This window comes from Kordiimonas sp. (assembly GCF_048264555.1).
GTDB lineage: Bacteria > Pseudomonadota > Alphaproteobacteria > Sphingomonadales > Kordiimonadaceae > Kordiimonas.
In genome coordinates this window covers 143,143-169,567 of sequence record NZ_JBLXCX010000004.1, presented here as the reverse complement: position 1 = coordinate 169,567, position 26,425 = coordinate 143,143, and the positions used below count along the sequence as shown (strand labels likewise).

Annotated in this window: 23 protein-coding genes; 7 read left to right on the top strand and 16 right to left on the bottom strand. The window is 53.9% G+C overall.

What is annotated here, in order from left to right; genetic code table 11:
• Positions 1 to 17 precede the first annotated feature (17 nt).
• Genes ACN0XZ_RS12730 through ACN0XZ_RS12720 form a run of 3 tightly spaced genes read right to left on the bottom strand, consistent with a single transcriptional unit; the run spans position 18 to position 2,005 of the window.
• Positions 18 to 938 (bottom strand): DUF3108 domain-containing protein, encoded by a 921-nt coding sequence (locus ACN0XZ_RS12730; RefSeq protein WP_417458155.1) that lies wholly within the window; start codon positions 936 to 938, stop codon positions 18 to 20.
• Positions 939 to 977: 39 nt separating this feature from the next.
• Positions 978 to 1,661 carry an LrgB family protein gene (locus ACN0XZ_RS12725; protein ID WP_417458154.1) on the bottom strand — a complete coding sequence of 228 codons (684 nt, stop codon included), beginning with the start codon at positions 1,659 to 1,661 and terminating at the stop codon, positions 978 to 980.
• Positions 1,658 to 2,005 (bottom strand): CidA/LrgA family protein, encoded by a 348-nt coding sequence (locus ACN0XZ_RS12720; RefSeq protein ID WP_417458153.1) that lies wholly within the window; start codon positions 2,003 to 2,005, stop codon positions 1,658 to 1,660. Before ACN0XZ_RS12720 ends, ACN0XZ_RS12725 begins: the two co-directional genes overlap by 4 nt.
• A gap of 165 nt (positions 2,006 to 2,170) precedes the next feature.
• On the opposite strand from ACN0XZ_RS12720, the gene ACN0XZ_RS12715 reads away from it, so the two are divergent.
• Complete coding sequence (locus ACN0XZ_RS12715) at positions 2,171 to 2,623, top strand: MaoC family dehydratase (RefSeq protein ID WP_417458152.1); 453 nt, start codon at positions 2,171 to 2,173, stop codon at positions 2,621 to 2,623.
• Positions 2,624 to 2,657: 34 nt separating this feature from the next.
• Here ACN0XZ_RS12715 and ACN0XZ_RS12710 read toward each other — a convergent pair whose 3' ends face one another.
• Together ACN0XZ_RS12710 and msrP are read right to left on the bottom strand one after the other, a co-directional pair.
• Positions 2,658 to 3,287, bottom strand: a complete 630-nt coding sequence (locus tag ACN0XZ_RS12710; RefSeq protein WP_417458151.1) for a sulfite oxidase heme-binding subunit YedZ — start codon at positions 3,285 to 3,287, stop codon at positions 2,658 to 2,660.
• A complete protein-coding gene (msrP, locus tag ACN0XZ_RS12705; RefSeq protein ID WP_417458150.1) occupies positions 3,287 to 4,255 on the bottom strand; it encodes a protein-methionine-sulfoxide reductase catalytic subunit MsrP in 969 nt (322 codons plus the stop codon). Before msrP ends, ACN0XZ_RS12710 begins: the two co-directional genes overlap by 1 nt.
• A gap of 356 nt (positions 4,256 to 4,611) precedes the next feature.
• Between msrP and ACN0XZ_RS12700 the strand changes: the two genes are divergently transcribed.
• Positions 4,612 to 5,208, top strand: a complete 597-nt coding sequence (locus ACN0XZ_RS12700) for a PAS domain-containing protein (RefSeq protein ID WP_417458149.1) — start codon at positions 4,612 to 4,614, stop codon at positions 5,206 to 5,208.
• Positions 5,209 to 5,226: 18 nt separating this feature from the next.
• Here ACN0XZ_RS12700 and astB read toward each other — a convergent pair whose 3' ends face one another.
• From astB to ACN0XZ_RS12680, 4 genes are all read right to left on the bottom strand, one after another.
• Complete coding sequence (astB, locus tag ACN0XZ_RS12695) at positions 5,227 to 6,561, bottom strand: N-succinylarginine dihydrolase (RefSeq protein WP_417458148.1); 1,335 nt, start codon at positions 6,559 to 6,561, stop codon at positions 5,227 to 5,229.
• A complete protein-coding gene (astD, locus tag ACN0XZ_RS12690; RefSeq protein WP_417458147.1) occupies positions 6,561 to 8,039 on the bottom strand; it encodes a succinylglutamate-semialdehyde dehydrogenase in 1,479 nt (492 codons plus the stop codon). Before astD ends, astB begins: the two co-directional genes overlap by 1 nt.
• A 5-nt stretch (positions 8,040 to 8,044) precedes the next feature.
• Positions 8,045 to 9,091, bottom strand: coding sequence for an arginine N-succinyltransferase (locus tag ACN0XZ_RS12685; protein ID WP_417458146.1), 1,047 nt, complete (start codon positions 9,089 to 9,091; stop codon positions 8,045 to 8,047).
• Positions 9,092 to 9,200: 109 nt separating this feature from the next.
• Positions 9,201 to 10,460: a hydrolase gene (locus ACN0XZ_RS12680; RefSeq protein ID WP_417458145.1), complete on the bottom strand. Its 1,260-nt coding sequence runs from the start codon at positions 10,458 to 10,460 to the stop codon at positions 9,201 to 9,203.
• Between the two features lie 287 nt (positions 10,461 to 10,747).
• Between ACN0XZ_RS12680 and ACN0XZ_RS12675 the strand changes: the two genes are divergently transcribed.
• Positions 10,748 to 11,470 (top strand): LuxR C-terminal-related transcriptional regulator, encoded by a 723-nt coding sequence (locus ACN0XZ_RS12675; protein ID WP_417458144.1) that lies wholly within the window; start codon positions 10,748 to 10,750, stop codon positions 11,468 to 11,470.
• Positions 11,471 to 11,539: 69 nt separating this feature from the next.
• Here the strand turns inward: ACN0XZ_RS12675 and mmsB are convergent, their stop codons facing one another.
• The 5 genes from mmsB to ACN0XZ_RS12650 all read right to left on the bottom strand — a co-directional run bounded on the left by mmsB (position 11,540) and on the right by ACN0XZ_RS12650 (position 19,196).
• On the bottom strand, positions 11,540 to 12,430 hold the full coding sequence (mmsB, locus tag ACN0XZ_RS12670; RefSeq protein WP_417458143.1) for a 3-hydroxyisobutyrate dehydrogenase: 891 nt from the start codon (positions 12,428 to 12,430) through the stop codon (positions 11,540 to 11,542).
• A 16-nt stretch (positions 12,431 to 12,446) separates the two neighbouring features.
• Positions 12,447 to 13,499 (bottom strand): enoyl-CoA hydratase/isomerase family protein, encoded by a 1,053-nt coding sequence (locus tag ACN0XZ_RS12665; protein ID WP_417458142.1) that lies wholly within the window; start codon positions 13,497 to 13,499, stop codon positions 12,447 to 12,449.
• Between the two features lie 3 nt (positions 13,500 to 13,502).
• A complete protein-coding gene (locus ACN0XZ_RS12660; RefSeq protein ID WP_417458141.1) occupies positions 13,503 to 14,642 on the bottom strand; it encodes an acyl-CoA dehydrogenase family protein in 1,140 nt (379 codons plus the stop codon).
• A gap of 107 nt (positions 14,643 to 14,749) precedes the next feature.
• The gene (locus tag ACN0XZ_RS12655; protein ID WP_417458140.1) at positions 14,750 to 17,545 is read right to left on the bottom strand and encodes a M16 family metallopeptidase; all 2,796 of its coding nucleotides are present in this window, start codon (positions 17,543 to 17,545) and stop codon (positions 14,750 to 14,752) included.
• A gap of 145 nt (positions 17,546 to 17,690) precedes the next feature.
• A complete protein-coding gene (locus ACN0XZ_RS12650; RefSeq protein WP_417458139.1) occupies positions 17,691 to 19,196 on the bottom strand; it encodes a CoA-acylating methylmalonate-semialdehyde dehydrogenase in 1,506 nt (501 codons plus the stop codon).
• Between the two features lie 420 nt (positions 19,197 to 19,616).
• On the opposite strand from ACN0XZ_RS12650, the gene ACN0XZ_RS12645 reads away from it, so the two are divergent.
• Positions 19,617 to 20,819 (top strand): DUF547 domain-containing protein, encoded by a 1,203-nt coding sequence (locus tag ACN0XZ_RS12645; protein ID WP_417458138.1) that lies wholly within the window; start codon positions 19,617 to 19,619, stop codon positions 20,817 to 20,819.
• 44 nt (positions 20,820 to 20,863) lie between these two features.
• Positions 20,864 to 21,763 (top strand): LysR family transcriptional regulator, encoded by a 900-nt coding sequence (locus tag ACN0XZ_RS12640; RefSeq protein ID WP_417458137.1) that lies wholly within the window; start codon positions 20,864 to 20,866, stop codon positions 21,761 to 21,763.
• Here the strand turns inward: ACN0XZ_RS12640 and ACN0XZ_RS12635 are convergent.
• Together ACN0XZ_RS12635 and ACN0XZ_RS12630 are read right to left on the bottom strand one after the other, a co-directional pair.
• Positions 21,760 to 22,551 carry a hypothetical protein gene (locus tag ACN0XZ_RS12635; protein ID WP_417458136.1) on the bottom strand — a complete coding sequence of 264 codons (792 nt, stop codon included), beginning with the start codon at positions 22,549 to 22,551 and terminating at the stop codon, positions 21,760 to 21,762. The genes ACN0XZ_RS12640 and ACN0XZ_RS12635 overlap by 4 nt on opposite strands.
• Positions 22,552 to 22,586: 35 nt before the next feature.
• The gene (locus ACN0XZ_RS12630; RefSeq protein ID WP_417458135.1) at positions 22,587 to 23,696 is read right to left on the bottom strand and encodes a sensor histidine kinase; all 1,110 of its coding nucleotides are present in this window, start codon (positions 23,694 to 23,696) and stop codon (positions 22,587 to 22,589) included.
• 308 nt (positions 23,697 to 24,004) lie between these two features.
• Between ACN0XZ_RS12630 and ACN0XZ_RS12625 the strand changes: the two genes are divergently transcribed.
• Positions 24,005 to 25,054, top strand: coding sequence for a phytanoyl-CoA dioxygenase family protein (locus ACN0XZ_RS12625; RefSeq protein WP_417458134.1), 1,050 nt, complete (start codon positions 24,005 to 24,007; stop codon positions 25,052 to 25,054).
• Positions 25,055 to 26,425 carry a bifunctional UDP-N-acetylglucosamine diphosphorylase/glucosamine-1-phosphate N-acetyltransferase GlmU gene (glmU, locus tag ACN0XZ_RS12620; protein WP_417458133.1) on the top strand — a complete coding sequence of 457 codons (1,371 nt, stop codon included), beginning with the start codon at positions 25,055 to 25,057 and terminating at the stop codon, positions 26,423 to 26,425.

Here is a 26,425-nt window from a genome sequence, read left to right as displayed (position 1 = left end):
CGATAACGTGATGAAGCCTATGGCTGGAGATGTAGACCGTCGGACGTCTTAAGCTCTTTCAGGTACATGCGCACCTTGCCCCAGCCGGTGTTGAAGCTGGCGCGAACGGGAAGAGCGTACCCCAGTTCCTTGATTTCCTGAAACCAGACAGGCAAGCCATCGGGGTCGTTTTCAGTTTCAGGGTCGTCCTCTTCGTCGTCTTTCTGCTGACGTTTCCGATATCGTTCCGCTTTTTTGCGGGCTTTTTCTTCTTCCCGCAGGCGCTTTTCCTTCAGCTTTTCGGTCTCGATGACCTCCCCGGCGACAGTCTTGGCATCAAACCAACACTTCCTCGCGGGCCCGAAAAGCGGCGAATGACGGCTCTCCTTGATAGAGCCGTCCTCAGAACTACAAATAATGCCAACTTCAGTCACGTGATCGCCTTCAAAAACACGGTGTTTCAACGGCTCCTGCACGTTTTCAAATACCGAGTTTCCCAGCATCAGGCTCATTACAGTTGAAAGGCCGTCTGGGCCTTGCTGCATCTCATCTGGCACTGGCTCGCGTTCGATATCCTCGAGCCACTCCTCCGGCCAGTCACGTGTCCAATGGCTAAACTTGCCATCTTCAGAGAAGAAAATCTCTTTCCTATAATCGTCACCGCTCCAGCGTCCTTCAGAGAGAAAACGGCGAGCAGTGTAACGACCATCGGGGCCCAGGTCCCCTTCCGCCACCATATGCCCCTGCCCTTTGCTAAACAGGCGCATCAACCCACGGGTCCTCACATCCATTTGAACGGCGTATGAGGTAACTTCCTTCTCAACCACCGCTTCGGCGGTAAACACCACAAGCCCATTCCAGATGAAATTATAGGTTGCTTCAACCCTGTCTGCTGCGTTGGCGGCCATGGAGCCTAAAGCACAAAGACAGCCAATCCCCAGTATTCTGATATATCTCACAGTGTTCCTCGCTACTATCCGGCTCAGTTGTTCTAAGTCCTATTGCGGCCATATGATCGGCAGTAATAATGCCGTCACCAGCCCGTTTGATGCCATTGAAAACGCGGCAGCAGCCCCCATCAACTCACTTCGCCTGACAGCTTCTGCCATGCCGATGGCATGACCGGCGGTGCCGAGCGCTACGCCTTTTTCAATATCATCTTCTATACCAAGCATCTTTAGAAATGGTGGTCCAAATATGGCGATCACCAAGCCGGTCACTATCACCACTGCCGCCGCAAGGCCCGGCACACCACCGATAGACGGCGCAACAACCACGGCAATCGGCGTGGTGACGGATTTTGTCGCCACGCTCGCCACCATATCGGCAGGTGAACGCAGCAGGAGCGCTATGCAAAGTGCGCTTCCCACGCCCATCAGGGACCCCGCCGCTGTCGCCGCAAATACCGCCTGCTTTTCCGTTGCCAGAACCTTTCGGCTTCTAAACAAAGGCACAGCGAGGGCCGCAACCGCCGCCCCCAACAACAGATCAAATATCCGCGTACCAATTTGATAGTGAGTAAAGTCAAAATCCGTATAGGTGAAAACGAGTATGAGCACCAACGTCGGCATCAGGGTTGGATGCGCCCAAGCTTTCCCGCCCGTTCGCCGGTACAGCAGGTCAGCGAGTGCAAACAATGTGATCGTGGTAAAAAACCAGAGAACCGGCATCACAGCGTTCACGAGCTTTTCCTCATTCCCTTGAATACCAGGGCCGCCCCCAATAACCCGAAGAAGCTACTAACCGTCACCACAAGCAGCAGCATCAACCAATGCACTCTCACCACATCCATCAACGCAATCGTGGATACAAGCGCTGGTATAAAAAGAAGCGGAAATATCCGAAACAGCAGACTCGCTGCAGCATCGATGAAATCAGGCACTCTTCCATGGACCACCAGGAACAGCAGGAGCACTGCCATCGCCAATATGGGAGACGGAATGGCGAACCCAAGCGCCTCGTAAAATCCATCAAGCGCCAGGAGCAGAAGTAAAAGAAAAGCAATCCCCCCAATGATTTTGATCATGCGTCTGCTGCCTCCTCCCCGATACGACACCAGAGACTATCGCGCGCCTTGCTTCCCAGACAATAGAATATATGACAAATGCCGCATGCAGACTGAAGCATGCATCCAATTACTTGACTTCCAACCATTGCCACCCCAATTCACACAACAATCAGGGAGACTGTCATGTTCAAAATTTTCTACGAAGATCTTGTGGTTGGTCAAAAAGAAGCTTTTGGGGCTTATGAAGTCACCAAAGAAGAAGTGATTGATTTTGCTTCCAAATATGACCCCCAACCCTTTCACCTCGACGAAGATTTCGCCAAACAATCCGTGTTTGGTGCGCTTTGTGCGAGCGGCTGGCATACATCCGCAATGATGATGCGCATGATGGTTGACCACATGATGGAAACCGGCTTTGCCGGCCTCGGCTCTCCCGGCATTGACGGCATTGAGTGGAAGAAACCCGTCTTCCCGGGAGATGTACTCTCCCTTGAAAGCGAAGTTACCGACAAACGGGAAAGTCAGTCACGCCCTAACCTCGGCCTCGCAAAATCCACCTACCACGTCAAAAACCAGAAAGGTGAAGTGGTGATGATCATGCGCGGCAATGTGATGGTAGCAAAACGCGGGAAATAATCTGACCGCACAGCCATCAGATAGAAAGCGGCCCTTATGCGGCCGCTTTTTTCTTGCCTCGTTTAGGGATCAATCGCACCAGCAGGAGAATAGCGAGAATACCGCCATACACCAGCGGTTCAAGCTGCAACCCCTTACGCATCATGAAGAAGTGAATGATCGCAAGTGGGCCGATTATATAGACTGCCTTGTGAAGCCGCTGCCAGCGCCGGGCGCCCAAACGTTTTATCATCCCTTTTGTGCTGGTGATCGCGAGTGGCGTCAGCAACAAAAAAGCCACCATGCCGATGGTGATATAAATACGTTTGAGAACGTCTGCCCACAGCTCAGGCCAATTGAACAGCATGTCGAGCCAAACATAGCTCAGCATGTGCACACACACGTAAAAATACGCAAACAAGCCCATCATGCGGCGAAACATCAGAAGCTTCGGTGCTTTGAAGAGGCGTGACATGGGCGTAATCGCCAGCGTGATTAAAAGCATCCTGAGCGCCCAGTCACCCGAGAAGCGGTTTGAGGTCTCATTCGGGTTGAAACCCAGGTCATGAGGCATATTGCCAAAGGCCAGCCACCACTGATGAGCAAGCCACACGAACGGCAGCAATGCTGCCGCAAAAACCAGAGGTTTTCCAACCAGCCGTACCGCGCGAACAGAAACCTGCATCAGAAATTTTTCCTGAGGTCCATGCCCGCATAAAGGTCTGCGACCTTCTCACCATATCCATTGAACATCAGCGTCTCACGGCGACCAAACTCGCCGATGCGTCGCTCCTGTTTCTGGCTCCAACGAGGATGATCAACTTCGGGGTTTACGTTCGAATAAAACCCGTATTCTTGTGGTGCGGAGAGGTTCCAGCTTGTCTCGGGCATCTTGTCTGTCAGCGATATACGCACGATGGATTTGATGGACTTGAAGCCATATTTCCATGGCACAACAAGCCGAAGCGGTGCGCCGTTCTGGTTTGGAAGCTCTGCGCCATAAAGACCAACAGCCATAAAAGCCAGCTCGTTCATGGCTTCGTCCATCCGCAAGCCTTCTCTGTACGGCCAATCAAGCACATTGAAGAAGCTCTTCACGCCGTTCATCTGCTTTTTGTCCGCGAGTGTTTCAAACGCGACATATTTCGCACCCGACTGAGGTTCAATTTTCTTGAGAATGCTGGAAAGAGGGATGCCAATCCACGGAATGACCATAGACCAGGCCTCAACACACCTCAGGCGATATATACGCTGCTCAAGCGCATTCATGTCGACCAGATCGTCAAAATCATACATTCCCGGCCGGTCGACCATGCCATCAACTTTCACCATCCACGGTTTGGGCTGCAATCGCCACGCATTCTCTGCCGGGTCAGACTTGCCCGTGCCAAATTCATAAAAGTTATTATACTGGGTCACCGCTTCAAACGGCGTCAACGCCTCACCGGGGTTATAGGATGTTGTCGTGGCTTCAAGTTCTTTCAGCGTTCGCTCTGTTGATGCGACAGCGGCATCTGCCAACGCCCCAGTTGCCGCCACAGCAGACGCGGCGCCTAAGGCTCCAGACATGAAAGACCGCCGGTTCATATAAACCGCTTCCGGCGTGATTGCGCTTTCGCGTTCTTCCCATTTTTCTCGTGATTTGATCAACATGTCTGGCTCTCCTATCCGGCTCAACTTACCACCTGTCGCCAAACGGTCCAGTCACGTCTCGGTCCCAACTGCGTGAACGCGCTGAGAGCAGATAACGCCAAATCTACACCTTTTGGCTTGCTAAAGCCTATGACTTCGCCAAATATCTAAACTATAAAGAAGAAAACCAGTTCAATTCTTGTCCGGATATGGGGTGAGCACGACACGCCAGAAACGGGAAGAATTGGCCACAAACCTTGCTTGTCTGCTATAAACTTAAGTGCAGTGGCGTTGGTGGTAACAAGCTGGGTACAAGGACGCATACGACAGCCAAAAAAGTTGGCCGGGGGGTTAGAGATTTGAAGGCCGCACTTTCGATGAAAAATGTATTGGAGACGTTGCACCATTCGAAGGCGACACAGGAATTGATCCGCTTCTGGCTCAACCTGCCTCGTCCTGCGGGCTCCGTGTGCCCAAAACGCTCAGATTTTTCATCCGCGCGCATTAATGGCTCCCTGCCAGAAGTTTTCTTAAGCGAATGGTACAGCGATGATGCACTTGTCGTGGTGCAAGCTGGTACGGTGCTGGACCGCTTGATCGGCCTCGATATGACCGGCAAAAATATTTTCGACATGACGCCGGCAGAGCTCGTGCATGACGAACGACTGTATTACCGTGCGCTGCGTGACCAGCCCTGCGCTGGCCTCATTACACGCTCCATGATCAATTTTGCTGACAAACCCTTCATCTACCGCACTGTACAATTGCCGCTGATCGACCCGTTCCATAACGTCAGGTATTTTGTCGGCACCGGCTTTGTGATCGAGGGCAAACAGATGGAAGCTGAGTTTGGAGATACTGATTTCAAAAAAGCCCGGCTTGTTGAGCGGCGCTTTTTCGACATTGGTGCTGGCGTTCCTAACGAGAATAAAACAGGCGCCTCCGATGATGGAAGCGCCCGCCCTAAAGGATAATAGTATCCCTGTTTTCCGCTACTGCTGAAAATCGTAGATGCTACCCAGGTGTAGTATCTGGGTAAGCTCATCAAGGGCTGCAAAGCTCTCTTCCATCAATAACGGGTCGCCAAGATCGTCCGCCATTAACCGGTCGCGATAGTGTTTGCTGCCCCAAGCCTGAAGTTGGCTTATCAGCTCCTGATTCAGGACGGCATTTGCGCCAAGTGCGCTCATATCATCGTCGGAGAGGGCAACACGCAGCCTCAGGCACGCGGGCCCGCCGCCATTGCGCATGCTTTGCCGCACATCCAGATAGTCAGCGTTTGTGATCGGCCCACCTGATGACAAGAGTTGATCAACATAGGCTTTGGTTGACGGCGTCTCAGCAACCTCGGACGGCAAAATAAGTGTCATGCCATTCCGATCAGGTGTGGAGATAAGTTGGCTGTTGAAGAGGTAACTCTTCACTGCGTCCGCAAGCGGCACGGCGGCACGGGGCACGCGCACGAACCGCACAGGTACCTCACCCATCGCGGCAGTTATATCGCGCTCCAGCGTATCCGGGTCAACAAATGCATCTTCATGATAGAAAAACACATCCCGGTTCGAGACCGCAACCACATCATTGTGGAAAGCACCCGCGTTTATCGCCACAGGGTTTTGACGCACAAACAACGTTTTTTTATCGCGCAAGCCATGCTGTCTGGCAACCGCACGGCTGGCTTCCAGCGTTTGACGCCCCGGGTATGTCAGGTCTGAGGCGTTTTCAAACGCACCACGCCCAAACACAAAAAGCGCCACACCCTCACCACCATAGTCATCGCAAAATCGGTTATGGTTGGCTGCGCCTTCATCTCCCATATGAGTACCGCCCTCAAGCGCGTCATGGTGCGCAAAACGGTCACCTTCCGGGAAAATTTTCTTGAGTACACGCGAGGTTACCGGCCATTCGATAGACCGGTGATACATGGCCGCCAGGTTGGCGGGGGTAAAATGTGTGCGTCCATCCGCTGTATCGGGCGAAGGGGAAATAGTGGCCGCATTTGCCGTCCACATGGTGGCGCTTGAGGTCACATTTGCCACCAGCGCCGGACTGGCCGCCCACGCAGACGCGAGGATTTCCCGATCGCTGCCGGTAAACCCGTGCGCACGCAATGCCCGCAAACTGGGCCTGTCATGCGGCGGCAGCACGCCCTGTGTCATGCCAAGGCTCATTAGATGCTGGGCTTTCTCAAGCCCCTGCAACACACCTTCGCGGGGGTTAGCAACCTCCCCCCTGTTTTTTGCCGACGCCACGTTGCCGTAGGAGAGCCCGGCATAGTTGTGGGTTGGCCCAACAATGCCGTCGAAGTTTACTTCACGCCACGCCATCATGCGTCTCCAGCTTTAAGTTTAAGACCTGCAGGCAAGGCACCAACGGCCACTTTGCCCTCAGCCTGCTCCATGGTCGCAACACCATAAGCACAATAGTCGGCCGCATAATAAGCGCTAGGCCTGTGGTTGCCGGAGAGACCAATGCCACCAAAGGGGGCGGTTGACGCCGCACCTGTGAGCTGCTGGTTCCAGTTTACGATGCCCGCCTTGGCACGGGGGTAGAATTGGTCATAAAGCGTGCGGCTGTCGGACAGCAGTCCTGAAGCCAGACCAAAGCGTGTATTGTTCGCCTCCCTGATCGCGCTTTCAAAATCCGGCACTCGAATGAGCTGCAGAAGAGGCCCGAACACCTCTTCATCTGGGCGATCATCTGCATGGGTTACGTCAATAAGCCCAGGTGTCAGGAAGGCCTTGCCACGTTCAAGCGGTTCACACCGACGTAAAATCTCTCCTCCAGCTTGCTCGAGCTTACTCTGCGCTTTCAGCACCTGCTCGGCCGCCTTCTCGCTCACGACTGGCCCCATAAAGGCTTGTTCTGCGTCATCCCAAGCACCGACTGTGATGCCGTCGATAACCTCGAGAAGCGTGCTAACGAACGCGTCGCCTTCCCCACCCTCTGGTACAATAAGCCGGCGCGCGCATGTGCACCGCTGGCCCGAACTGATATAGGCAGACAAAACCGTCATCAGCGCTGCTGCTTGATGGTCTTTCGCTTTATGAACAATAAGCGGGTTATTGCCGCCCATCTCAAGGGCCTGTATCACCTCTGGCCGTTCAATAAGCTGACGCGATATCGCGAGGCCTGTGCGGGCACTTCCGGTGAATAATAGCCCGTCAATCTTCCCAGCACTCGCGAGTGCCGCACCTGTATCTCGCCCGCCCTGCACGAGGTTAAGTACACCTCTTGGCAAACCAGCCTCAGCCCAAAGTTTGACCATCAACTCCGCAACAGCGGGGGTTATCTCACTCGGCTTAAACACCACAGTATTGCCTGCAATAAGCGCCGGTACGATATGACCGTTAGGTAGGTGGCCGGGGAAATTATAGGGCCCAAACACAGCCATTACGCCGTGCGGACGGTGTGATAGTTTTGAACGAATAGCGCCGTTCACCGCCTCCTTGAAGCCCGTACGTTCAGCATAAGCTGTCAGTGATATTTCAATCTTGTTTGCCATGGCGGTTGCTTCGCCCGTGGCATCCCAAAGCGTTTTGCCTGCGTCCTGTGCGATCAGCTTTGCGAGCTCAGCTTTTCTGTCTGCCACGAGTTTACCGTATGCCCGAACGATAGCGACACGCTCGTCAAACGGGGTCAGCGCCCAACCATCAAAAGCTGCGTGCGCGGCTTCAACGGCGGCTTCAACTTGCGCAGGCGATGCTTCCCGCCCTTGCCATATGGCCTCACCACTAGAGGGATCACAAGATTGGAATTCTTCACCATCCCCGGGGCGCCATTCACCAGCAATATAATGTGTCATATGTTCTACTCCTCACCCTGCGGTTTGTCCGTTCGTGCCAACGGCCCATAGCGAAGGGTGTCTCCTTCTTTAAGCTCCAGTGCGTTCGCTGCATCATGGGAAAGCCAAACCCCGCTTGACCCTTCCACCACATTTGTCAGAACGACACGGAACTTATCGATTGCAGGGTTAACCGCGAGGTGTGCGGGCCGCTGCCCTTCACCTTCCACCGTGCCACCGAGCACATCGACAACGCTTTTCCGGCCAGTCCAGATACCCCGCTTGTGAGCTTCCATCACCGGGCCCCCATCAAAGATGTCTACCGAGCCGGAGAACCGAAAACCTTCCTTCTCCAGAAGCCGAATGGCAGGGCGGGCCCCGTCATGCGGTTTGCCGATAACGTCACGTGCACTATCTGGCAGCAACGCCGTGTAGATCGGGAATTTGGGCATCAGGTCAGCGATAAACTGGCTGTTGCCACGCCCATTGATCTCATCTGCTTCTTTGAAGTCCATACCGAAAAAATGCCGGCCAATGGCTTCCCAGAACGGAGAATGGTGCTCCTCGTTCACCCATCCCCTGATTTCAGCAATCACTCGGTCAGCGAAACGGTCAGGATGCGCCGCCATCAGCATGTAGCGGGCTTTTGCAAGCAACTTGCCCAGATTGTCACGGCGATAGTCAGGATCAAGGAACAGCGTGGCCACTTCAGTGGCGCCAATAAACTCGTTGGAGAGCTGCAGGAGCTCCGTATCCACACGCATTTCCGGGTCATGGCTTACCTGTGTCTGGTGCAACAACCGGTAGCTATAGAAGGGTTTATCAAGCCCGATACCCACGATTAGCGCGCTGGTACCCGCGATGGTGCCGTCAGAGAGGTCCTCAAGCACCAACAGGTAGCTGCGCTTTTTTGTTGGGTCAGGGTCTGATGCAAAAGCATCCAGCGAATCCTGGATTTTGCTTTTAAGGGTGGGTCGGTGGTCTGGTAAAGTTGTCAGGCCTGTGCCGGTTTTTTTGGCAAGCGCCTGCAATCCATCAAGATCTTTCAATCGTGCTGGTCGCACCACAAACATGAGTGTTTCCTCATTTTAGATCCGGGCAGCATGTGAGGGCCCCGGTTGCCTCATGGCCGAACGGCCATGAAAGGAGTGAAACGCGTGTCCTATTCTCCTCCTACGCGTCTCATCCCTTGGCCTTCAATACATGGTCGAGCTCGCCGCTCGCGAAGGCCATCAGAATCAGTGCAGACAGCTTAGCTCTTTCTGCGAAACTGTCCACGCAAACAAATTCATCAGCGCTATGAATCATACCGCCGCGCACTCCAAGGGTATCTACGTTAGGCAACCCTGCCGCCGCAAGGTTATTACCCTCGCAACAGCCGCCTGTGGGAACATAATCGACATTGATACCAAGCTCGGCCCCACAAGCCTTGATCGCATCCATCAACAGGATGTTCGCGTCGCTCAACGCCTTTGGCGGGCGATTGATACCGCCGTGAAGCTGTACGCTATAGCCGTCAACACCGTCCCACGCCGCGATAATCTCGCCAACTTTACGCTCAAAATACTGGGCGTCTTCAGGTTCCTTCAGGCGCACATTAAACCGGCACCAAGCCATATCGGGCACGACATTGGGCGCAACACCGCCTTTTATCACAGCGGGGTTTACCGTCATGTCAGGTCGCTCACCGCTAAGCGACGCCAGAGCGGTAATAATGCTTGAAAGCGCCACAACAGCATTGCGGCCGTTATGGAACTCGCGCCCCGCGTGGGCGGCTTTACCTTTAACAACCACCGTATAATTGCCGCTGCCCTTGCGCGCACCGGCCAGCGTGCCATCTGCAAGTGCGGGCTCATAGGTGAGCCCGATATCAGCCGCCTTGGCCCGTTCAGCCAGGATTTTAGCGCTTGCCAACGAGCCTGTTTCCTCATCTGGTGAGAGCAGAACTTCCCAGCCAACCTGTTCAGCAAGGGGTGTTTCTTCGAAAGCCCGCAACGCGTTCAGCATCACAAGGATGCCACCCTTCATATCTGCCACACCGGGGCCGTTGAGGGTATTGTCATCCAGCCAGACCGGTTCCTGAAAGCTGTGGTCTCGCGCAAAAACCGTATCGGTGTGACCCGTCATCAGAACTTTTCGGTTTGCTTGTGGCCGCTTGAACAGGCGTATGGTACGGCCGTTTTTCACGGTCTCCACCTCACCAGCTTCGTTCACCATCTCACCATCATCGAGGGAGATCAGTTCAACTTCAGGCGCCAGCGGTGCGAAGGCTTCAAGCACAAGCCCTTCCATCCGCGATAGCCCCTCAAGGTTCCTGCTGCCGCTATTAACTTTTGACCAAGCGATCACCGTATCAATCATCGCCTTGGCTCTCTCATCGACCCGCGCGAGAGCCTCACGCGCCAGCTTGTCTTTATTGAGAACTGAGATTGGCGATGACATATGGCCCCCATTTCCGGTGCTTGAGATGATTGATTCTCTATCTGGCAGGAGTAAGCGAGGCCACGCCTTGCGTCAAGCCGCCTAAACTTTGGAAATAAAAGGCGTGCAACAGCGGTTGCTCATCGCATCTTCCACTCATTTCACCGCATTGGACGAAAGTTCAAACACTTTGTTGCTAAACTTTTTTCACAAAAAAACATGAGAGCCATGAGGAGGTATATATTTTCGATTGTCCTAAGAGAGAACCGCAAAGGTCATGGGACATAATTCAACAGCGAGGAAATACAATGAAAGCACTAATAGTCGACGGTGAGGAACTGATCCGCCTTTCCCTGAAGGAGGTCATTTCTGTCTCCAGCAACTTCCAGGAAATTCTGGAAGCTGGTAGCCAACACGAATTTCTGGCGCGCACCGCCAGCCACGACGAATTGTCCCTGATCGTCGTTCATCCTTCCAGTCTAGGTAACGACGGCGCTGATTGCCTGCGCCTTGTTCAACGGCTTTACCCTGACGCGGCGCTTGTCGCCATGCTTGACAGAGAAGGCCAAAACGTTGGCGACCTGGGCAACATGGTAACCGTGCTGCGCAACGCAAGTGTGGGGCAGATGGTTACAGCCATTCGTCGCGCGCTTAAACTTCCCCTTGATGGTTTTGGTTCTGTTTCCAACCAACCTTCGCGCCCTGATGTCCGTGGCGCCTTGCGGCATGAGTTTGACCGTTTCCAGGAAAATGCCGCACCAAGTCGTTCAGCAATCGACAGCATCGACCTTGGCCGCCTCTCCTACCGTCAGAAACAAATTCTGGCGATGGCTGCAGATGGTCTTCCCAACAAGGAAATTGCTGCTCGCCTCTCTATTGCTGAGGGCACGGTGAAGGCGCACATGCATGCGATCTTCAAGGTGCTGGGCGTTTCCAACCGCACGCAAGCCGTTATTCGGTATGGCGCAGTGGGAAACGTAAATCCGCGTCCGTCGCAAAACGATAGCTGGATGTACGCGAACGCGAGCTAAACAAGTTTAAAACCGAAACGGAAAAAGGCTGCCAGATTGGCAGCCTTTTTTGTGTTTATCTTTACCTTTTTAGAGCGCGCCGGTGAGGTGCTTTAGCACACCGGAAAAATCCACCCCGCCATGGCCGTTATCGTCCATCTCGGTATAAATCTCTGCCGCCTTTGCCCCCATCGGTGTATTCGCGGAGACAGATGCCACGGCCTGCATCGCAAGCTTGAGGTCCTTCAACATCAATGCGGTCGCAAAGCCGGGTTTATAGTCGTTATTGGCAGGAGATGTTGGCACCGGCCCCGGTACAGGGCAATAGGAGGTAAGCGACCAGCATTGGCCGGATGCGTTAGAGGCCACATCAAAAAACACTTGGTCATCAAGCCCAAGCGCACGACCAAGGTTGAAAGCTTCCGATACACCGATCATAGAAATAGCCAGCAACATATTGTTACAAACTTTTGCGGCTTGCCCGTTACCCGATGGCCCACAATGCACGATCTTGCCTGCCATGGGTTCCAACACAGGTTTCGCGCGCTCAAACGCCGCGTCTGAACCACCAACCATGAAGGCCAGCGTGCCGGCGGCCGCGCCACCCACACCGCCCGATACCGGAGCATCCACCATCTCGAACCCTTTTTGGTTGGCGGCTTCAGCAACAGCCCGTGCGGTCTCTACGTCGATGGTTGAACTGTCAATCAGCAGCGCACCCTCTTTGGCGTTCGCGAGCACGCCGTCTTCGCTCTCATAAACACCTTTAACGATGGTGCCTGAAGGCAGCATGGTGATGACCACATCTGCCCCCTTCACGGCCTCGCCTACACTCGTGAAGCCCTCACCCCCTGCGCGGCGCAAACCGTCAAGCGCATCAGCTGAAAGGTCAAAACCCCGCACCGTCATATCGGCGCCAAGCAGGTTTTTGGACATTGGCAGGCCCATGTTTCCAAGGCCAATAAACGCAACTGTTGTCATTTCTTTTCCTCCCAACTCAAATTTTCAGCTCAAGCGCATCAAGGCTTGCAAAATAGCCGTCGATCTCAGCGTCGCTTACCTCAGCGAGCGTGTTTGGAGACCAAACCGGCGCATTGTCCTTATCGATCAGAATTGCACGCACACCTTCAAAGAAGTCATTGCCTTCCATCACACGATTCACCATGCGGTATTCCATACGCATGTTGTCGCGGAAGTTCTCCAGCACCTCGCCGCGCCGCAACTGGGCGAAGGTCAGCTTCAGGCTTGTAGGCGACTTGCTCATCAAAATCTTGAACTGCTTCTGCGCCCACTCGCTTTCATCAAGCTCAAGTGCGTGCAAAATCTCATCTACCCGCACACCTGAGAAAGCGCCGTCGATATCGTCCATCACTTCTGCGAGCGGCGCTGGTTCTGGGTCTGTATGGAAGCTATCGAGCACCGCCTTTGCATCATCAAGCGATTTGATCTCTGCCCCCGCGAAGGCTTCAATCACTGCACCCACTTGCTCAGATGAAATCACGTGACTGGCAATACCCAGCGCATAGAGGTCCGGCGCTTTTATCCGCGCGCCAGTAAGCGCCAGATACATGCCCGTCTCACCCGGCAGGCGCGGCAGGAACCATCCGCCACCCACATCGGGGAAAAGACCCAGGCCCGTTTCCGGCATGGCAAACAGGGTTTTCTCCGTCGCGACCCACAGGTCACCGGGGATAGAAACCCCAACGCCCCCGCCCATGGTTATTCCATCAACGAGGCTGATGTAGGGCTTGGGGAACTCATCAATCGCGATATTCATCAGATACTCGTCGTGGAAAAAATCGCGCCACTCGGTTGTACCTGCCTGATAGGACTGAGTGACCTTCACCACGTCACCGCCCGCGCAAAATGCCTTATCGCCCGCACCAACCACAACAACGGCCTGAACCGACGGCATAATCGCCCACTCGTCCAGCTGTCGCTTGAGCTCAACAGCCATATTGTGTGTCAGGCTATTAAGCGCCCGCGGTCGGTTAAGCGTAACAAGGCCAATATTCCCGCGCGTTTCAAACAGAATTTCCGCTTCACTCATAAATCAATCCTTCAACAGCGCACGGGAAATCACCACGCGCATAATCTCGTTGGTACCTTCCAGAATTTGATGCACACGAAGGTCGCGCAAGATGCGCTCAATCGGATAATCCTGCAGATAACCATAACCACCATGTAGCTGAAGCGCCGCATTGGTGACATCAAAGCCCACATCTGTCACAAAGCGTTTTGCCATCGCCGCCGCAGAAGCAGCATCGTGGGTTTTCGCTGTCACCTTCTGCGCGGCCGAATAAAGCAGCAGCCTGGCTGCTTCAAGCTCTGTCGCCATGTCAGCCAAACGGAACTGAGTAGCCTGGAAATCGGCAATCGCACGGCCAAACTGCTTACGATCTTTTGTATAGGTAACCGCCTCATCAAGGGCGCGCTGTGCGCCGCCAAGCGAGCAGGCGGCAATGTTCAAACGACCACCATCAAGACCTTGCATGGCGATCTTGAAACCCTGCCCCTCTTCCCCGACAAGATTTGCGGCCGGGATGCGGCAGTCATCAAACATAACGGCAGAGGTAGGCTGGCTATGCCATCCCATCTTCTTTTCCTGCGCGCCAAATGAGAGGCCCTCGGTGCCCTTCTCAACGATGAAACAGCTGATGCCCTTGGCGCCGTCATCAGACGTACGGGCCATCACCACATAAACGTCGCTCTCGCCGCCGCCGGATATAAAAGCCTTGGCACCGTTCAGCACATAGTCATCACCGTCTCTAACGGCTTTGGTCTTGAGGCTGGCTGCATCTGACCCGGCACCCGGTTCTGTCAGGCAATAGCTCGCCATTTTATCGAGCGTTGCGAGATCACCCACCAAACGGGCGCGCTGATCTTCGTTCCCGAAACAATCGATCATCCATGTCGCCATATTGTGGATGGAGATCATTGCCGCCGTGGAGGGGCAGCCCTGAGCCAACTGTTCAAAAATCAGAACACTCTCAACACGGCTGAGCCCACAACCGCCACCGTCTTCAGATACATAAATGCTGCCAAAACCCAGCTCACCAGCAGCTTTCGCCACATGCTTGGGCCAGACTTTATCTTCATCCCACTTATGGGCGTCTGGCGTAATCATGTCCGCTGTGAATGTGCGCGCCATTTCCTGAATAGCACGTTGATCTTCATTGAGTGAAAAGTCCAAGACTACCCCCTTGGTTACAAATAATCGGCAGGAATACAGCTGCCTCGACAAGCCGCAGGCCCAATCTGTGGCAGGACAGGCGGGGCCAAAACCCCGCCCGCAAAACTCTAGTTCAGCTTGTTACCGTTTGCGTCCCAGACCTCAACCTCACCTAGGCCAAGTTCACGGACACCTGCTTCAATCTGCGCACGGTCACCAACAATCAGCCACACCAGTTTACCGGGGTGAATGTTTGCTTTGGCTTCGACCTTGATCGCGTCGATATCAAGTGCCTCATATTTCGCCTTCAAGCTCGGCACATAATCGTTCGAGCGGCCAAAGCGGTTGTTGGAGAGAAGGCTGCCAAGAACGGCACCCGCCGTTTCAAAATCACCCGGCAGGCTGTTGGTCTGTTTGGCAACAAACAGGGAAAGCTCTTCCTGTGTGGCCGGACGGTCGCCAAGATAAGCCGCGAACTCTTTATTGAGTTCCGCAATCGACTCTTTGGTTTTATCCGTCTGAACTGGTGCATAAACAAGCCACATACGCTGCCCGCGAGCATCGGTTGTGAATGTGTAAGCACCATATGCCCAGCCTTTGTCCTCACGGAGGTTCATATTCACCCGGGACGTGAACTCACCGCCCAGGATACTGCTGGCCATCTCTTGTGTCATATAGGCGTCGTTGCCCGTTGACGGATAAAGATGCCCCGCCAGGATCAGGGATTGCGGCGAGCCCGGCTTGTCCATGATGATCACACGGCCTTCAGACGGCAGGTCTGCGTCGGTGATATTTTTGGTTGGTACTGGGCTCGCAGGCGCGGACCAATCACCAAACGCTTTCTCAAGCGATGTTGTTGCTTCATCAAGCGTGATATCACCAACCATGAAGATGGTCGCGTTATCTGGGCGTATCCAATCGGTGTGGAATTTCACCAGATCATCACGGCTGAGGCCTTCAATGGCCGCTTCCGTGCCAGAACCGGTGTATGGCACGCTGTAGCTATGCCCTTCACCATAGAGGATCGCAGGCAAAGTCCGCAGCGCCAGTTGAACCGGCTGGGCCTTCTCCTGAGCGATAGACTGTATCCAGCGCTGACGCAACCGGTCCATCTCGCCCTGATCAAACGCCGGGTTGCGCACCACGTCAGATGCGAGGGCAAGGGACGCATTCAGGTTCGGCTTCAGCGCGGAAAGCGTAACGGTGCTCATATCGAGGTTGGAGCCAGTTGAAAGGTTTGCACCAAGCCCCTCAGCTTCTGCTGATATTTCAAGCGCAGAACGGGACGTCGTGCCCTCATCAAGCATCGCAAGCGCAAAGCTTGCCGTACCAAGGGCTCGCCCGGCATCTGCCGCATAACCGGCATCAAACTGCATCGCCATTGTCACCACAGGAACGGTTGGACGATTAGCAACTACAACCCGCATACCGTTTTTAAGCGTGGCTTCCTCAATCGCAGGGAAGGTCAGGTCTGGCAAATCGCCAACTTCTGGCAACCCTTTCGAGCGGTCAACGTCTGACGCCACAGTTTTATATTCAGGGTAAGGCCGCACTGTCAGCTGGTAATAGCCTTGGCCAAGCCATTTATTGGCAACGCTTTTGACGTCCGCAGCACTTGCATGGTTCAGCCGGTCAATGGTTTTTGCGTAGAAGCCCGCGTCGCCAGCGTATAGTTCACCGCGCGCCAGCGCCGTGCCCTTACCACCAAAACCACCAATCTGTTCCAGCCCTCTGATCTGGTTCGCGAGAATACTGGTTTTCACCCGCTTCAGTTCTTCGTTGGTGGGGCCTTCCGCCAGGAACTTCTCCAGCTCCGTATTGATCAAGCGCTCAACCTCTGCTTCATCCGCACCCGGCTTCAGGGTAACCTGAATTTCAAACATGGACGCCAGTTCAAACGGCTGCATGCTCACGCTCACGCTCACGGCAAGCTGGTTTTGATACACAAGCGCTTGATAGAGGCGCGAGTTTTTGCCCCCGCCAAGAAGGTCCGCTGTCAGGAACATTTCTGCAGAAGTCAGGTCGGTACGTGGTGCCACGGCCCAGTTGCGGTAGATGCGCACCTGCGGGGCCTTCTGGTCCACCATTTCTTCAATCGTGTTGTTCACACGGGTCGGCACCCATGCTTTATGCTGTTTCAGCGCTGGGCCAGCCTCAATGTCGCCGAAATATTTTTCCATCAAAGGTTTGGCTGTGGTGGCGTCAATATCGCCCGCGAGCACGATCACCGTATTGGCGGCGCCATAATATTCACGGAACCAGCCTTTCACATCCTCGAGCGACGCGGCGGACAAATCCTCCATCGAACCAATGGTAGAATGGCGATAAGGGTGTCCAACCGGGAAAAGGCCCTCCAGTTGGCGATACTCCACGAGACCATATGGCGCGTTATCGCCTTGCCGTTTCTCGTTCTGCACAACACCGATCTGGTTATCGAGCTTCTCCTGATCGACAGCACCAAGGAGGTGACCCATGCGGTCAGATTCCATCCACAGCGCCATATCAAGCGCCGGGGTTGGTACGTTCTGGAAATAATTTGTGCGGTCAAACCACGTTGTACCGTTCATGTTGGTGGCGCCAACAGCGTCGAACGGCTTGAAAAACTCGTCGTTATAGTTTTCGGAGCCATTGAACATAAGGTGTTCAAAAAGGTGCGCGAACCCGGTTTTACCTGCTGGCTCGTCTTTCGAACCAACATGGTACCAAACACCAACAGCCACGATTGGCGCCTTGCGGTCTTCATGTACAATCACCCGAAGGCCGTTATCGAGCGTAAACTTCTCAAACGGTATCTCAACGTTCAGGTCAACGCTGGTATCAACAACTGGCTGCTCACCCTTGGTTGCCGAGCCACTGTTCTCAGCTTGGCACCCTGCCAGCGCGGTAACAATCGCGGCGCCAGCTATAAAGTTTTTAATCATCATGAGAATCATCTCCCCGCGTGTTCAAGCAGACGGCATGGTTTACGGTCTGCACATTGTCACGAAGGCGCTGAAGCACTTGATACTATTATTATTTTGCCTCGTGACGGATAAACCCGAAGGGCTCAAGCCCTTCGGGTTTCGTAATTTAGCTGTTCAGCGTCGGAATGACAAACTCCGCGCCTGAACGAATGCCAGTTGGCCAGCGGGAAGTGACCGTTTTTGTTTTGGTGTAAAAGCGAACCCCTTCCATACCGTGCTGGTTGATGTCGCCGAAGGCTGAGTTCTTCCAGCCACCAAAAGTATGGAACGCGAGCGGCACAGGGATCGGCACGTTCACGCCAACCATGCCAACCTCAACACGGTTCACATATTCGCGCGCCGTGTCACCGTCACGGGTGTAGATTGACGTACCATTGCCGAATTCATGGATAGACGGCAGGCTTGCAGCTTCATCAAAACTTTCGGTCCGCATAACCTGAAGCGTTGGCCCGAAGATTTCTTCCTTGTAGGTGCGCATACCGGGTTTGACATTGTCAAAGAGAGAACCGCCAAGGTAATAGCCATTCTCGAAGCCCTGCATCTTGTATTCGAAGTTGCGGCCATCAACGACTGCTGTCGCCCCTTCCTGTTCGGCAAGATCAAGATATCCACGAACCTTCGCGAGGTGATCAGCGGTCACAAGCGGACCCATCTCCGCTTCCATATCCATGGAATGGCCGATCTTGAGCGCTTCAACACGCGGCTTCAGCATCTCTACCAGCTTGTCAGCGGTTGCTTTACCAACCGGAACAGCAACAGAAATCGCCATGCAGCGTTCACCGGCTGAACCATAGGCCGCGCCAACAAGGGCGTCTGTTACCTGATCAAGGTCTGCGTCAGGCATGATCAGCATGTGGTTCTTCGCGCCGCCCATAGCCTGGCACCGTTTTCCATGCGCCGTGGCTGTCGCATAGACATATTGCGCAATCGGCGTGGAACCCACGAAAGACACAGCCTTCACACGGGGATCTGTGCACACCGTGTCCACGGCTTCCTTGTCGCCGTTCACCACGTTAAACACGCCGTCTGGCAACCCTGCTTCTTTCCAGCATGCCGCCAGCATCAACGGCACGCTTGGGTCTTTTTCACTTGGCTTCAGCACATAGGTGTTGCCGCATGCGATAGCCACACAGCTCATCCACAGCGGGATCATGGCAGGGAAGTTAAAAGGCGTGATGCCCGCTACCACGCCAAGCGGCTTGCGCATGGAATACATATCAATGCCGCTTGAGACATTATCTGAAAACTCGCCTTTGATGAGGTGCGGGATGCCTTGCGCAAACTCTGCAACCTCAAGGCCGCGCTGTACGTCGCCTTGCGCGTCCGAGAACACTTTGCCGTGCTCAGAAGAAAGCGCCTCTGCCAGCTTGTCTTTTTCACGATAGAGAATGTGAACAAGATTTTGCAACACACGTGCGCGCTTCACAACCGAGGTGGCAGACCACTCAGGAAATGCAGCCTCGGCTGCAGCGATAGCGTTTTCAACTTCAGATTTGCTCGCGAGGGCAACTTTACCAGCCTGCTCGCCAGTTGATGGGTTAAACACAGGGCCAAAACGACCGGATGTGCCTTCTACAGTTTCGCCATTAATATAATGATGACGCTCATACATGATAAAATCTCCAAATTAGCCGCTTAAGAACAAGCCCCTCCGGGGCAAGCAGGTATTACGGTTATTGTCCTTTGAGCAGCATGCTCCGTCCCAAAATCCCGCGGAGCATACATCATGCGATATTGCAGATCATCAAGAAGTTTTGCATCATATTTTGTGCATTAATGCACATATTTCCACTTGTCGCTATTCAGCAGAAACATCGCCGCGAGCCACTGTGGCGCGTGCGTGATGAAGCAAATAAACTAAAGTTATTTAAAATAAACAAAAGACTCATGTAGCCGGTCGAAACTATCCAAAACCCCATACTTTGGCTTGAATTTTTTCCCGCCTCGCCCCTAAAATAATATCGAAAGTCATAAACTTTCCTATGGGGTTGTTGTGAGTTGAGATAGGGCACTTACGTTACAGGGGGACGACATGAAAAAAACGACCGCTTTAGTTACAGGTTTACTGTTGGCGACAGCCGGTTTGTTCAGTGCGCCAGGTTTTGCTGACGAGAAAAACATTCCCGAAGTGTTCCGGGGGGAAACACGCGGGTCACCCATTCAGATACGATATGATGACTGGACTGCCATACTGCGCTCCACCGTCATCGACTCCGGCACAGCCGGCAGAGAGCTGGCTTCCGCCCCAGAGGCTCAAATTGGCACGCGGGTGGTAAGGGGCAACATGAGCCGCACACGCAATGAAGGCAACCGCCTTCTGTTCCCCGCCTACACTGAGGAAAATATAGCTTTCCTCCATAAAATTCGCACAGAGCTGGAAAAAGTGCCCGATCAGGCACCGATGAACACCTGGACGAAAAATGAACAGCTGGCCTACTGGCTGAACCTCTACAACATGACGCTCATTGAACTTCTGGCGGAAGAATATCCTGTCCAGTCGCTCAAGAAGCTGCGGGAAGGCTCAAAGAAACATCCTTCACCATGGAAAAGAAAGGTACTGACCGTCGCAGGGCAAAACCTCTCGCTTGATGATATTCACGAAATCCTTATTGAAAAATGGGATTCTACCCTCGTGATGTACGGTTTGTTCCAAGGATTTGTGGGTGGCCCCAATGTACGCCAGGAAGCCTATACAGGCGATCAGGTGCACCGGCAACTGGTCGACAATGCCAAAGAGTTTGTTAACTCAAACCGTGGCATGCGGCCCGTAGGTTCATCTCTTGAAATTTCCACCCTCTACAAGGAAAATGAAGCCCTGTTTCCAAACTGGGAAGAGGACCTGAAAAAACACTTTATCAGCCTGACCGATTCCGGGCTGCATTCCCGCATCAGAAACGCCAAAAAGATCAAGGCAAAAACCAAGGACTATTTTATTGCCGATCTCTTTGGTGGTGACTCTGCTGTTGGTTCCTCCGCTGCCACCAATGAAGCAGCCCTTTACGACAGTATTGTACATGTGAACGCAGGTAAACCAGCGGCTGCAGGCTCCAGCAACGGCATCAGCAACTTCTCGTTCGAGAACTATAGCGGCATGCCTTCAACAGATATCGGTGTGCGCTTCCCACCGCATGTGGTGGACTACCTGAGGCAGATGCGGAAGAACAAAGCTGCCAAACAAGGCCAAGTTGAGATTGAAGAAGTTGATGAGGGCAAAACGGAAGAAACACCGAAATAACTAAAGCCCTTTGCGCAGGGCATTCCTTGTCGTAAGGATACGGCATGTTTGACTGGAATGACCTGCGCTACTTTCTCGAACTCGCGCGCCGCGGCAAACTTGCTGCGGCGGCTTTGCGTCTTGGTGTTGACCACACCACTGTGGCGCGCAGGATTGCAGCACTTGAAGACCAACTTGACCTCAAGCTTTTTGACCGCGAGAACCGTTCCTACAAGATGAATGAAAACGGCAGACGACTTCTTGTTCATGCCGAGAAGATGGAAGCAGGGTCCGTTGCCCTTCTGGATGAGATCGCCCCGGCGGCAACCGCAGGGCCATCCGGCACGGTACGACTGGCAACACCAGAGGCATTTGGCAGCCAGTTTCTCGCCCGGCATTGCACCAGCTTTCGAAGCCACAACCCCGGCATCACGCTTGAACTTGTTGCGGAGACCAGGTCCCTCAACTTCAGTCGCCGGGATGCGGATGCTGCCATCACTCTTTCGCCGCCCGGACACGGCCGCGTGGTCTCTGAAAAACTTGGCGATTATCGCCTCCGGCTATATGCCGCCCCTAGCTACCTGCAAAAACATCCGCCGGTGGTGCGCTTGCCTGACCTGAGCCATCATCATTTTATCTGGTATGTTGAGGACCTCTTGCCCGTGCCGGAGTTGCAGATGCTCGATAAAGCCATCGGTAACCCGCAGGTAATTTTTCGGACGACCAGCGTTACAGGCCAGGCACATGCCGCAGAAGCGGGTTTGGGCATCGCGCTTCTACCCTGCTATCTGGCTGACCGAATGAAAGGATTGACTACCGTTTTGCCGAATGAGCTGTCGATCCTGCGTGACCTGTGGCTGGTGGTACACGCGGAACTACATTCCGAGCCGCACATCGACCGGGTTGCATCATTCCTGAAAACACTGGTTACGTCAGAGCGCCGGGCATTACTTGGGGCCAATTAACCCTCGGCTCTGGCGTCGGGCAGATATTTGCCGTGGCCTGACTTCCTGAACAAATTGCAAAGCGGAACCAGGTCACGCCCACAGGTCAGTGCTTCTTCCCGCAGCGCCACGGTTTGCAAAAATGTCGCTGGTTCGCGCCCGGTTAACCGCACAAGATTATAACACCGCTGCGGCATAAGCGGGTTTCCCCAAGCATCCGAAGCGCTTTCACAAGCGTGAAGCGATGCTGTGGCCGCGTCATAATTTTCAACACCGACAAGGGCGTTAGTGTGCTTGATCAGGCTTGAGCTTAGCATCTCCAAAAGATGGGGGTTCGTCTCCCCCTCAATTAACGAGATGGCCTCTTCAACCACGCCTTCAGCGGGGCCATTCCCCACTGTGTTTGCCCGGACAACCTTGATCGCCAGCCCCACGAACCTGTCAGGTTTAGCTTCAAGGTTGAGTGTCGCCTCAATCTCATCCATCAAGGCCATCTTTCGCGGCACGCTTGCGTAATAGGGGCCACGCTCGGCCAGGCTCAAGGAGAGGAACTGCCACATGGAGAGATCGCCAGCATCCAGTAGCAGCTTCTTAAGCTGCGCAAGCTCGATAGAGGCTGTTCTTGATCTCTGAGTAAGGCCTGCATGAAGCGCCTGGGCCTCATCACAATATTGCTTCCAGCGCACGCCATCACTTTGAGCGGCAAGGCAGCTACCCGGCGTGAATGGGTTGTCCGCCTTATCCTGAGCGAAGACACTGCTCGACACAGCAATGGCTAACGATAGAGATATCAGAACTATATGTCTCACAGGTCACTCACAAATTAAGAGGTTAAGCCAACTTGCTAGGATGCGTTTTTAAGCGCCCTACTTTCAGGGAACTTGAGGCAGACACTTGTACCTACACCCTTTTTGCTCTCAATAAAAATCTCGCCGCCATGCAGCTGAATGAAGGTGCGCACAAGTGATAACCCGAGCCCGGTTCCTTCATGACTGCGGGTCATAACACTTTCGATCTGCCCGAACGGTTCAAGCGCAATGGCAATCTCTTCCGTCAGCATGCCCTCGCCGGTATCGTTGACCATCAAGGCATAACTACCATCTGGCATCTTGAGCGATATGGCCGTGATAGTACCGCCTGCTTTTGTAAACTTGATAGCGTTAGACAACAGATTGAGGATCATCTGTTTTACGATCCGCCGATCGGCCTTCAACTCCAACGGTTTTACGATCTGTTGTTCGAGAATCAGGCCCTTATCTCGCGCGTTAAACTCCACAATCGGCAAGCATTCTTCAAGCAGTTCCCCGAGGCAGAAATCTTCCTCGTCCAGCTCCAGCTTACCCGCTTCCACTTTCGCGAGGTCAAGGATATCGCTGATAATATCCAATAGCAGCTTACCGCTCCGGTTGATCAGATGGCTGTATTCTTCATACCGGCGTTCACCAAGGCGGCCAAACACCTGCATGTTCATCACCTCGGAAAACCCGATAATTGCATTGAGGGGTGTTCTAAGTTCATGGCTCATTTTGGCCAGAAATTCTGTTTTCGCCCGGCTCGCGCGCTCGGCTTCTTCCACAGCCTGCTGCAACTGCTTGGTTCTGTGTCTCAGCTCAGCTTCCGCCGCTTTTCGGCGCTTTACTTCTTCTTCCCACAACAGGGAGACCTTAAACCAGCGGGAGAGACCAAGGGCTGTGAGGAATAGGCCCGGCACATACCCGAAAGCGGCAACCATCAAATTCCAGGCATCCTTGCTGGCCATTGCATCGAGATGGGGCTTAAGCGCCGTTTCTTCCAGATAATCAACGAGCGCTGCCATACACAGGAAAAATGAACCGAGCAGTATAAGCTTCAAACCACGGTCCAGCCCGGTCAACCGCCGTACCTTGGCAAGAAGCGTAACCGGCACCAATACCACGCCGATCAGGATAAGCAGGTCCGCATGCAAAATGCCCATCAGCGCCTCCTCCGGGAAGAGCTAATGGCGCATCCGCCGCGCAAATACAGCTGTTGATCTGACATAAGGTCCCCAATAAACCGGTCGAGCATAGCAGATTTAAGCAAATTACCTGCATTGGTGTCTAACATTTCTTCCGGGTTTTGCCTGTCCCGAAAAAAATATAGGTCTCGGCGCCCGTTCCGGCGCTCGCTTCCAGGTCCTCAAACTTGATACTATGAGATTATGTCATTGCGCTTGGGTAGCCACTGCGGCAAAACAGCTATCAACACCTTGATGCTTCCACAGGATATCTGATCAGCCATATCATGCCGAGATTTTTTAAAATTTACATGTGGCCCATATGGCTTTTTGGTGTGTTTGGTCAGGGGAAATCGTTCAAGGCAAACCCCATCATTGGCGCACGTCTCCTCAATATTCTGGGGCTTCATATAATCCGCCTGCTCGTTGCCCGCGGTGCCGCACACCTTCGCTGGTTTTTCCTGCGCTACAAGATGCCGCGCGCGCTTCGCAGAGAATATGCGGAGAACGGCTTTTGCATCATCCCTGATTTTCTAAGCCGTGATGACGTAATGGCCATCAGAAGAGAACTCTCAAGCTTTGATGGGGAAACCCGGCAGATGGTTCAGGGCAATACCGCAACCCAGCGTATCCTGATCACCGAAAATGCACTCGTGGCGCGCCCTACTCTCGCTTCTGTGACCAAAGGCCGCCGCTTACTACGCTTGCTACAATATGCCGGTGCGAAAGTAACCATGCCCCTGCTCTATATCCAGCGCATTCGCAACGGATATCAGGAGGGCAAGGCAGACCCCCAGAAAACCATGCATTCCGATACGTTCCACCCCACCATGAAAGCCTGGCTGTTTCTGGAGGATGTGAAACCTGAGCAAGGCCCGTTCACCTATGTTCGCACCTCAAATCGCCTTACCTTCCGGCGGCTAAAGTGGGAATACCGGCGGTCTTGCAATGCATCTCACCTGCGGGACGGATACTCGGAAAAAGGGTCATTTCGCGCAGATGCCGCTGATCTCACAGAAATGAACCTGCCTGCGCCGGAGGGTATCACGGCAACAGCAGGTACGCTTGTTATCGCCAACACCAACGGTTTCCATGGTCGCGGGCAGGCCAAGCACGGTGCCAACCGGCTTGAGATATGGGCGTTCAGTCGCCATAACCCCTTTAACCCATGGCCGGGTTTTGGCTTTCGCTTCATGGGGGCCGTTCAACACTTTTTCCTGCAAGCCTATTGGCGTCATATGGACAAACAGGCTAAAAAGCGGGGGGTAAGGTCAAGCTGGCATCTTATTGATGCAAAAGACATGCTGGGGGATATCCAGCCGGGGAGCGAAAAATAGATGCCTAAGCACCAAATTTCAGTCGTTGTTCTTGCAGCGGGCAAAGGGACACGAATGAAATCCAAGCTGCATAAGGTTTTGCATGCCATTGGCGGCAAACCCATGTTGCATCATCTGCTGGATAGCGTCGAGGAACTGTCACCACAGAAAACGGTGTTGGTCGTTGGTGCTGACCGTGAGCAGGTTGAGGCCCAGGCCCGCAACTGTGAGGTTGTTACGCAAACGGAACAATTGGGCACGGGCCACGCTGTTATGGTCACCAAACCCGCTCTTCAAGGCACCGCAGGCGATGTGCTGGTTTTATACGGCGACGTGCCTTTCATCCCAACCGCGCTGATGGAGCAGATGATCACTGCGAAGGCGGCCACCGCAAACACAGGTCTTGTTGTGCTGGGGTTCCGCCCGAAAGACCCTGCAAAATATGGCCGCCTTGTCACCACCCCTGATGGCGCTCTGGAACGGATCGTTGAATTTAAGGATGCAACGGACAGTGAGCGCCAGATCGACCTCTGCAACTCCGGCATGATGCTGATAGACGGCAGCAAGATGTTCCCGTGGCTGGCGTCCCTTTCCAACAATAATGCGTCTGGTGAATATTATCTGACTGATTTGGTCGCTGCCGCTCGTGCGGACGATTATAACGTCAGCGTGGTTGAAGCCTCGGAGAAAGACGTGCTCGGCATCAACAGCCGTGAAGACCTCGCCCTCGCGGAAGCAACGTTCCAAAACAAAATGCGCCAACGGGCTTTATCTGGCGGCGTCACGATGACCGACCCGTCCACCGTGTATTTCAGCCATGACACACACATCGGCACTGATGTGATCATTGAACCCGGCGTGGTCTTCGGCCCGAACGTAACTATTGAAGATGGTGTCACCATCAAGGCCTATTCCCATATTGACGGGGCTTACATCAGGACCGGCGCGACCATCGGCCCCTTCGCACGCCTGCGGCCAGGTGCGGATGTTGGTGAAAATGCCAAGGTCGGTAATTTTGTTGAGGTGAAAAAAGCCAAACTTGAGCAGGGGGTGAAGGTAAGCCATCTGTCTTATATCGGTGACGCAACCATTGGCGCAGAAGCCAACATTGGTGCGGGCACCATCACTTGTAATTATGATGGTTTCCTCAAGTTTGAGACACATATCGGCGCTGGGGCTTTTATTGGCTCCAACTCCGCTCTTGTTGCTCCGGTCACCATTGGCGACGGCGCCCTTGTTGGTGCCGGTAGCGTGATCACCAAGGATGTAGAAAGTGACGCACTTGCTGTCGCCCGTGGCCAACAGCGTAACCGTGCTGGCTTCGCTGCCACTTTCCGTGAAACACAAGCCGCAAAAAAAGCGGCACAGTCAGACAAGAAAAAGGGGCGCTAG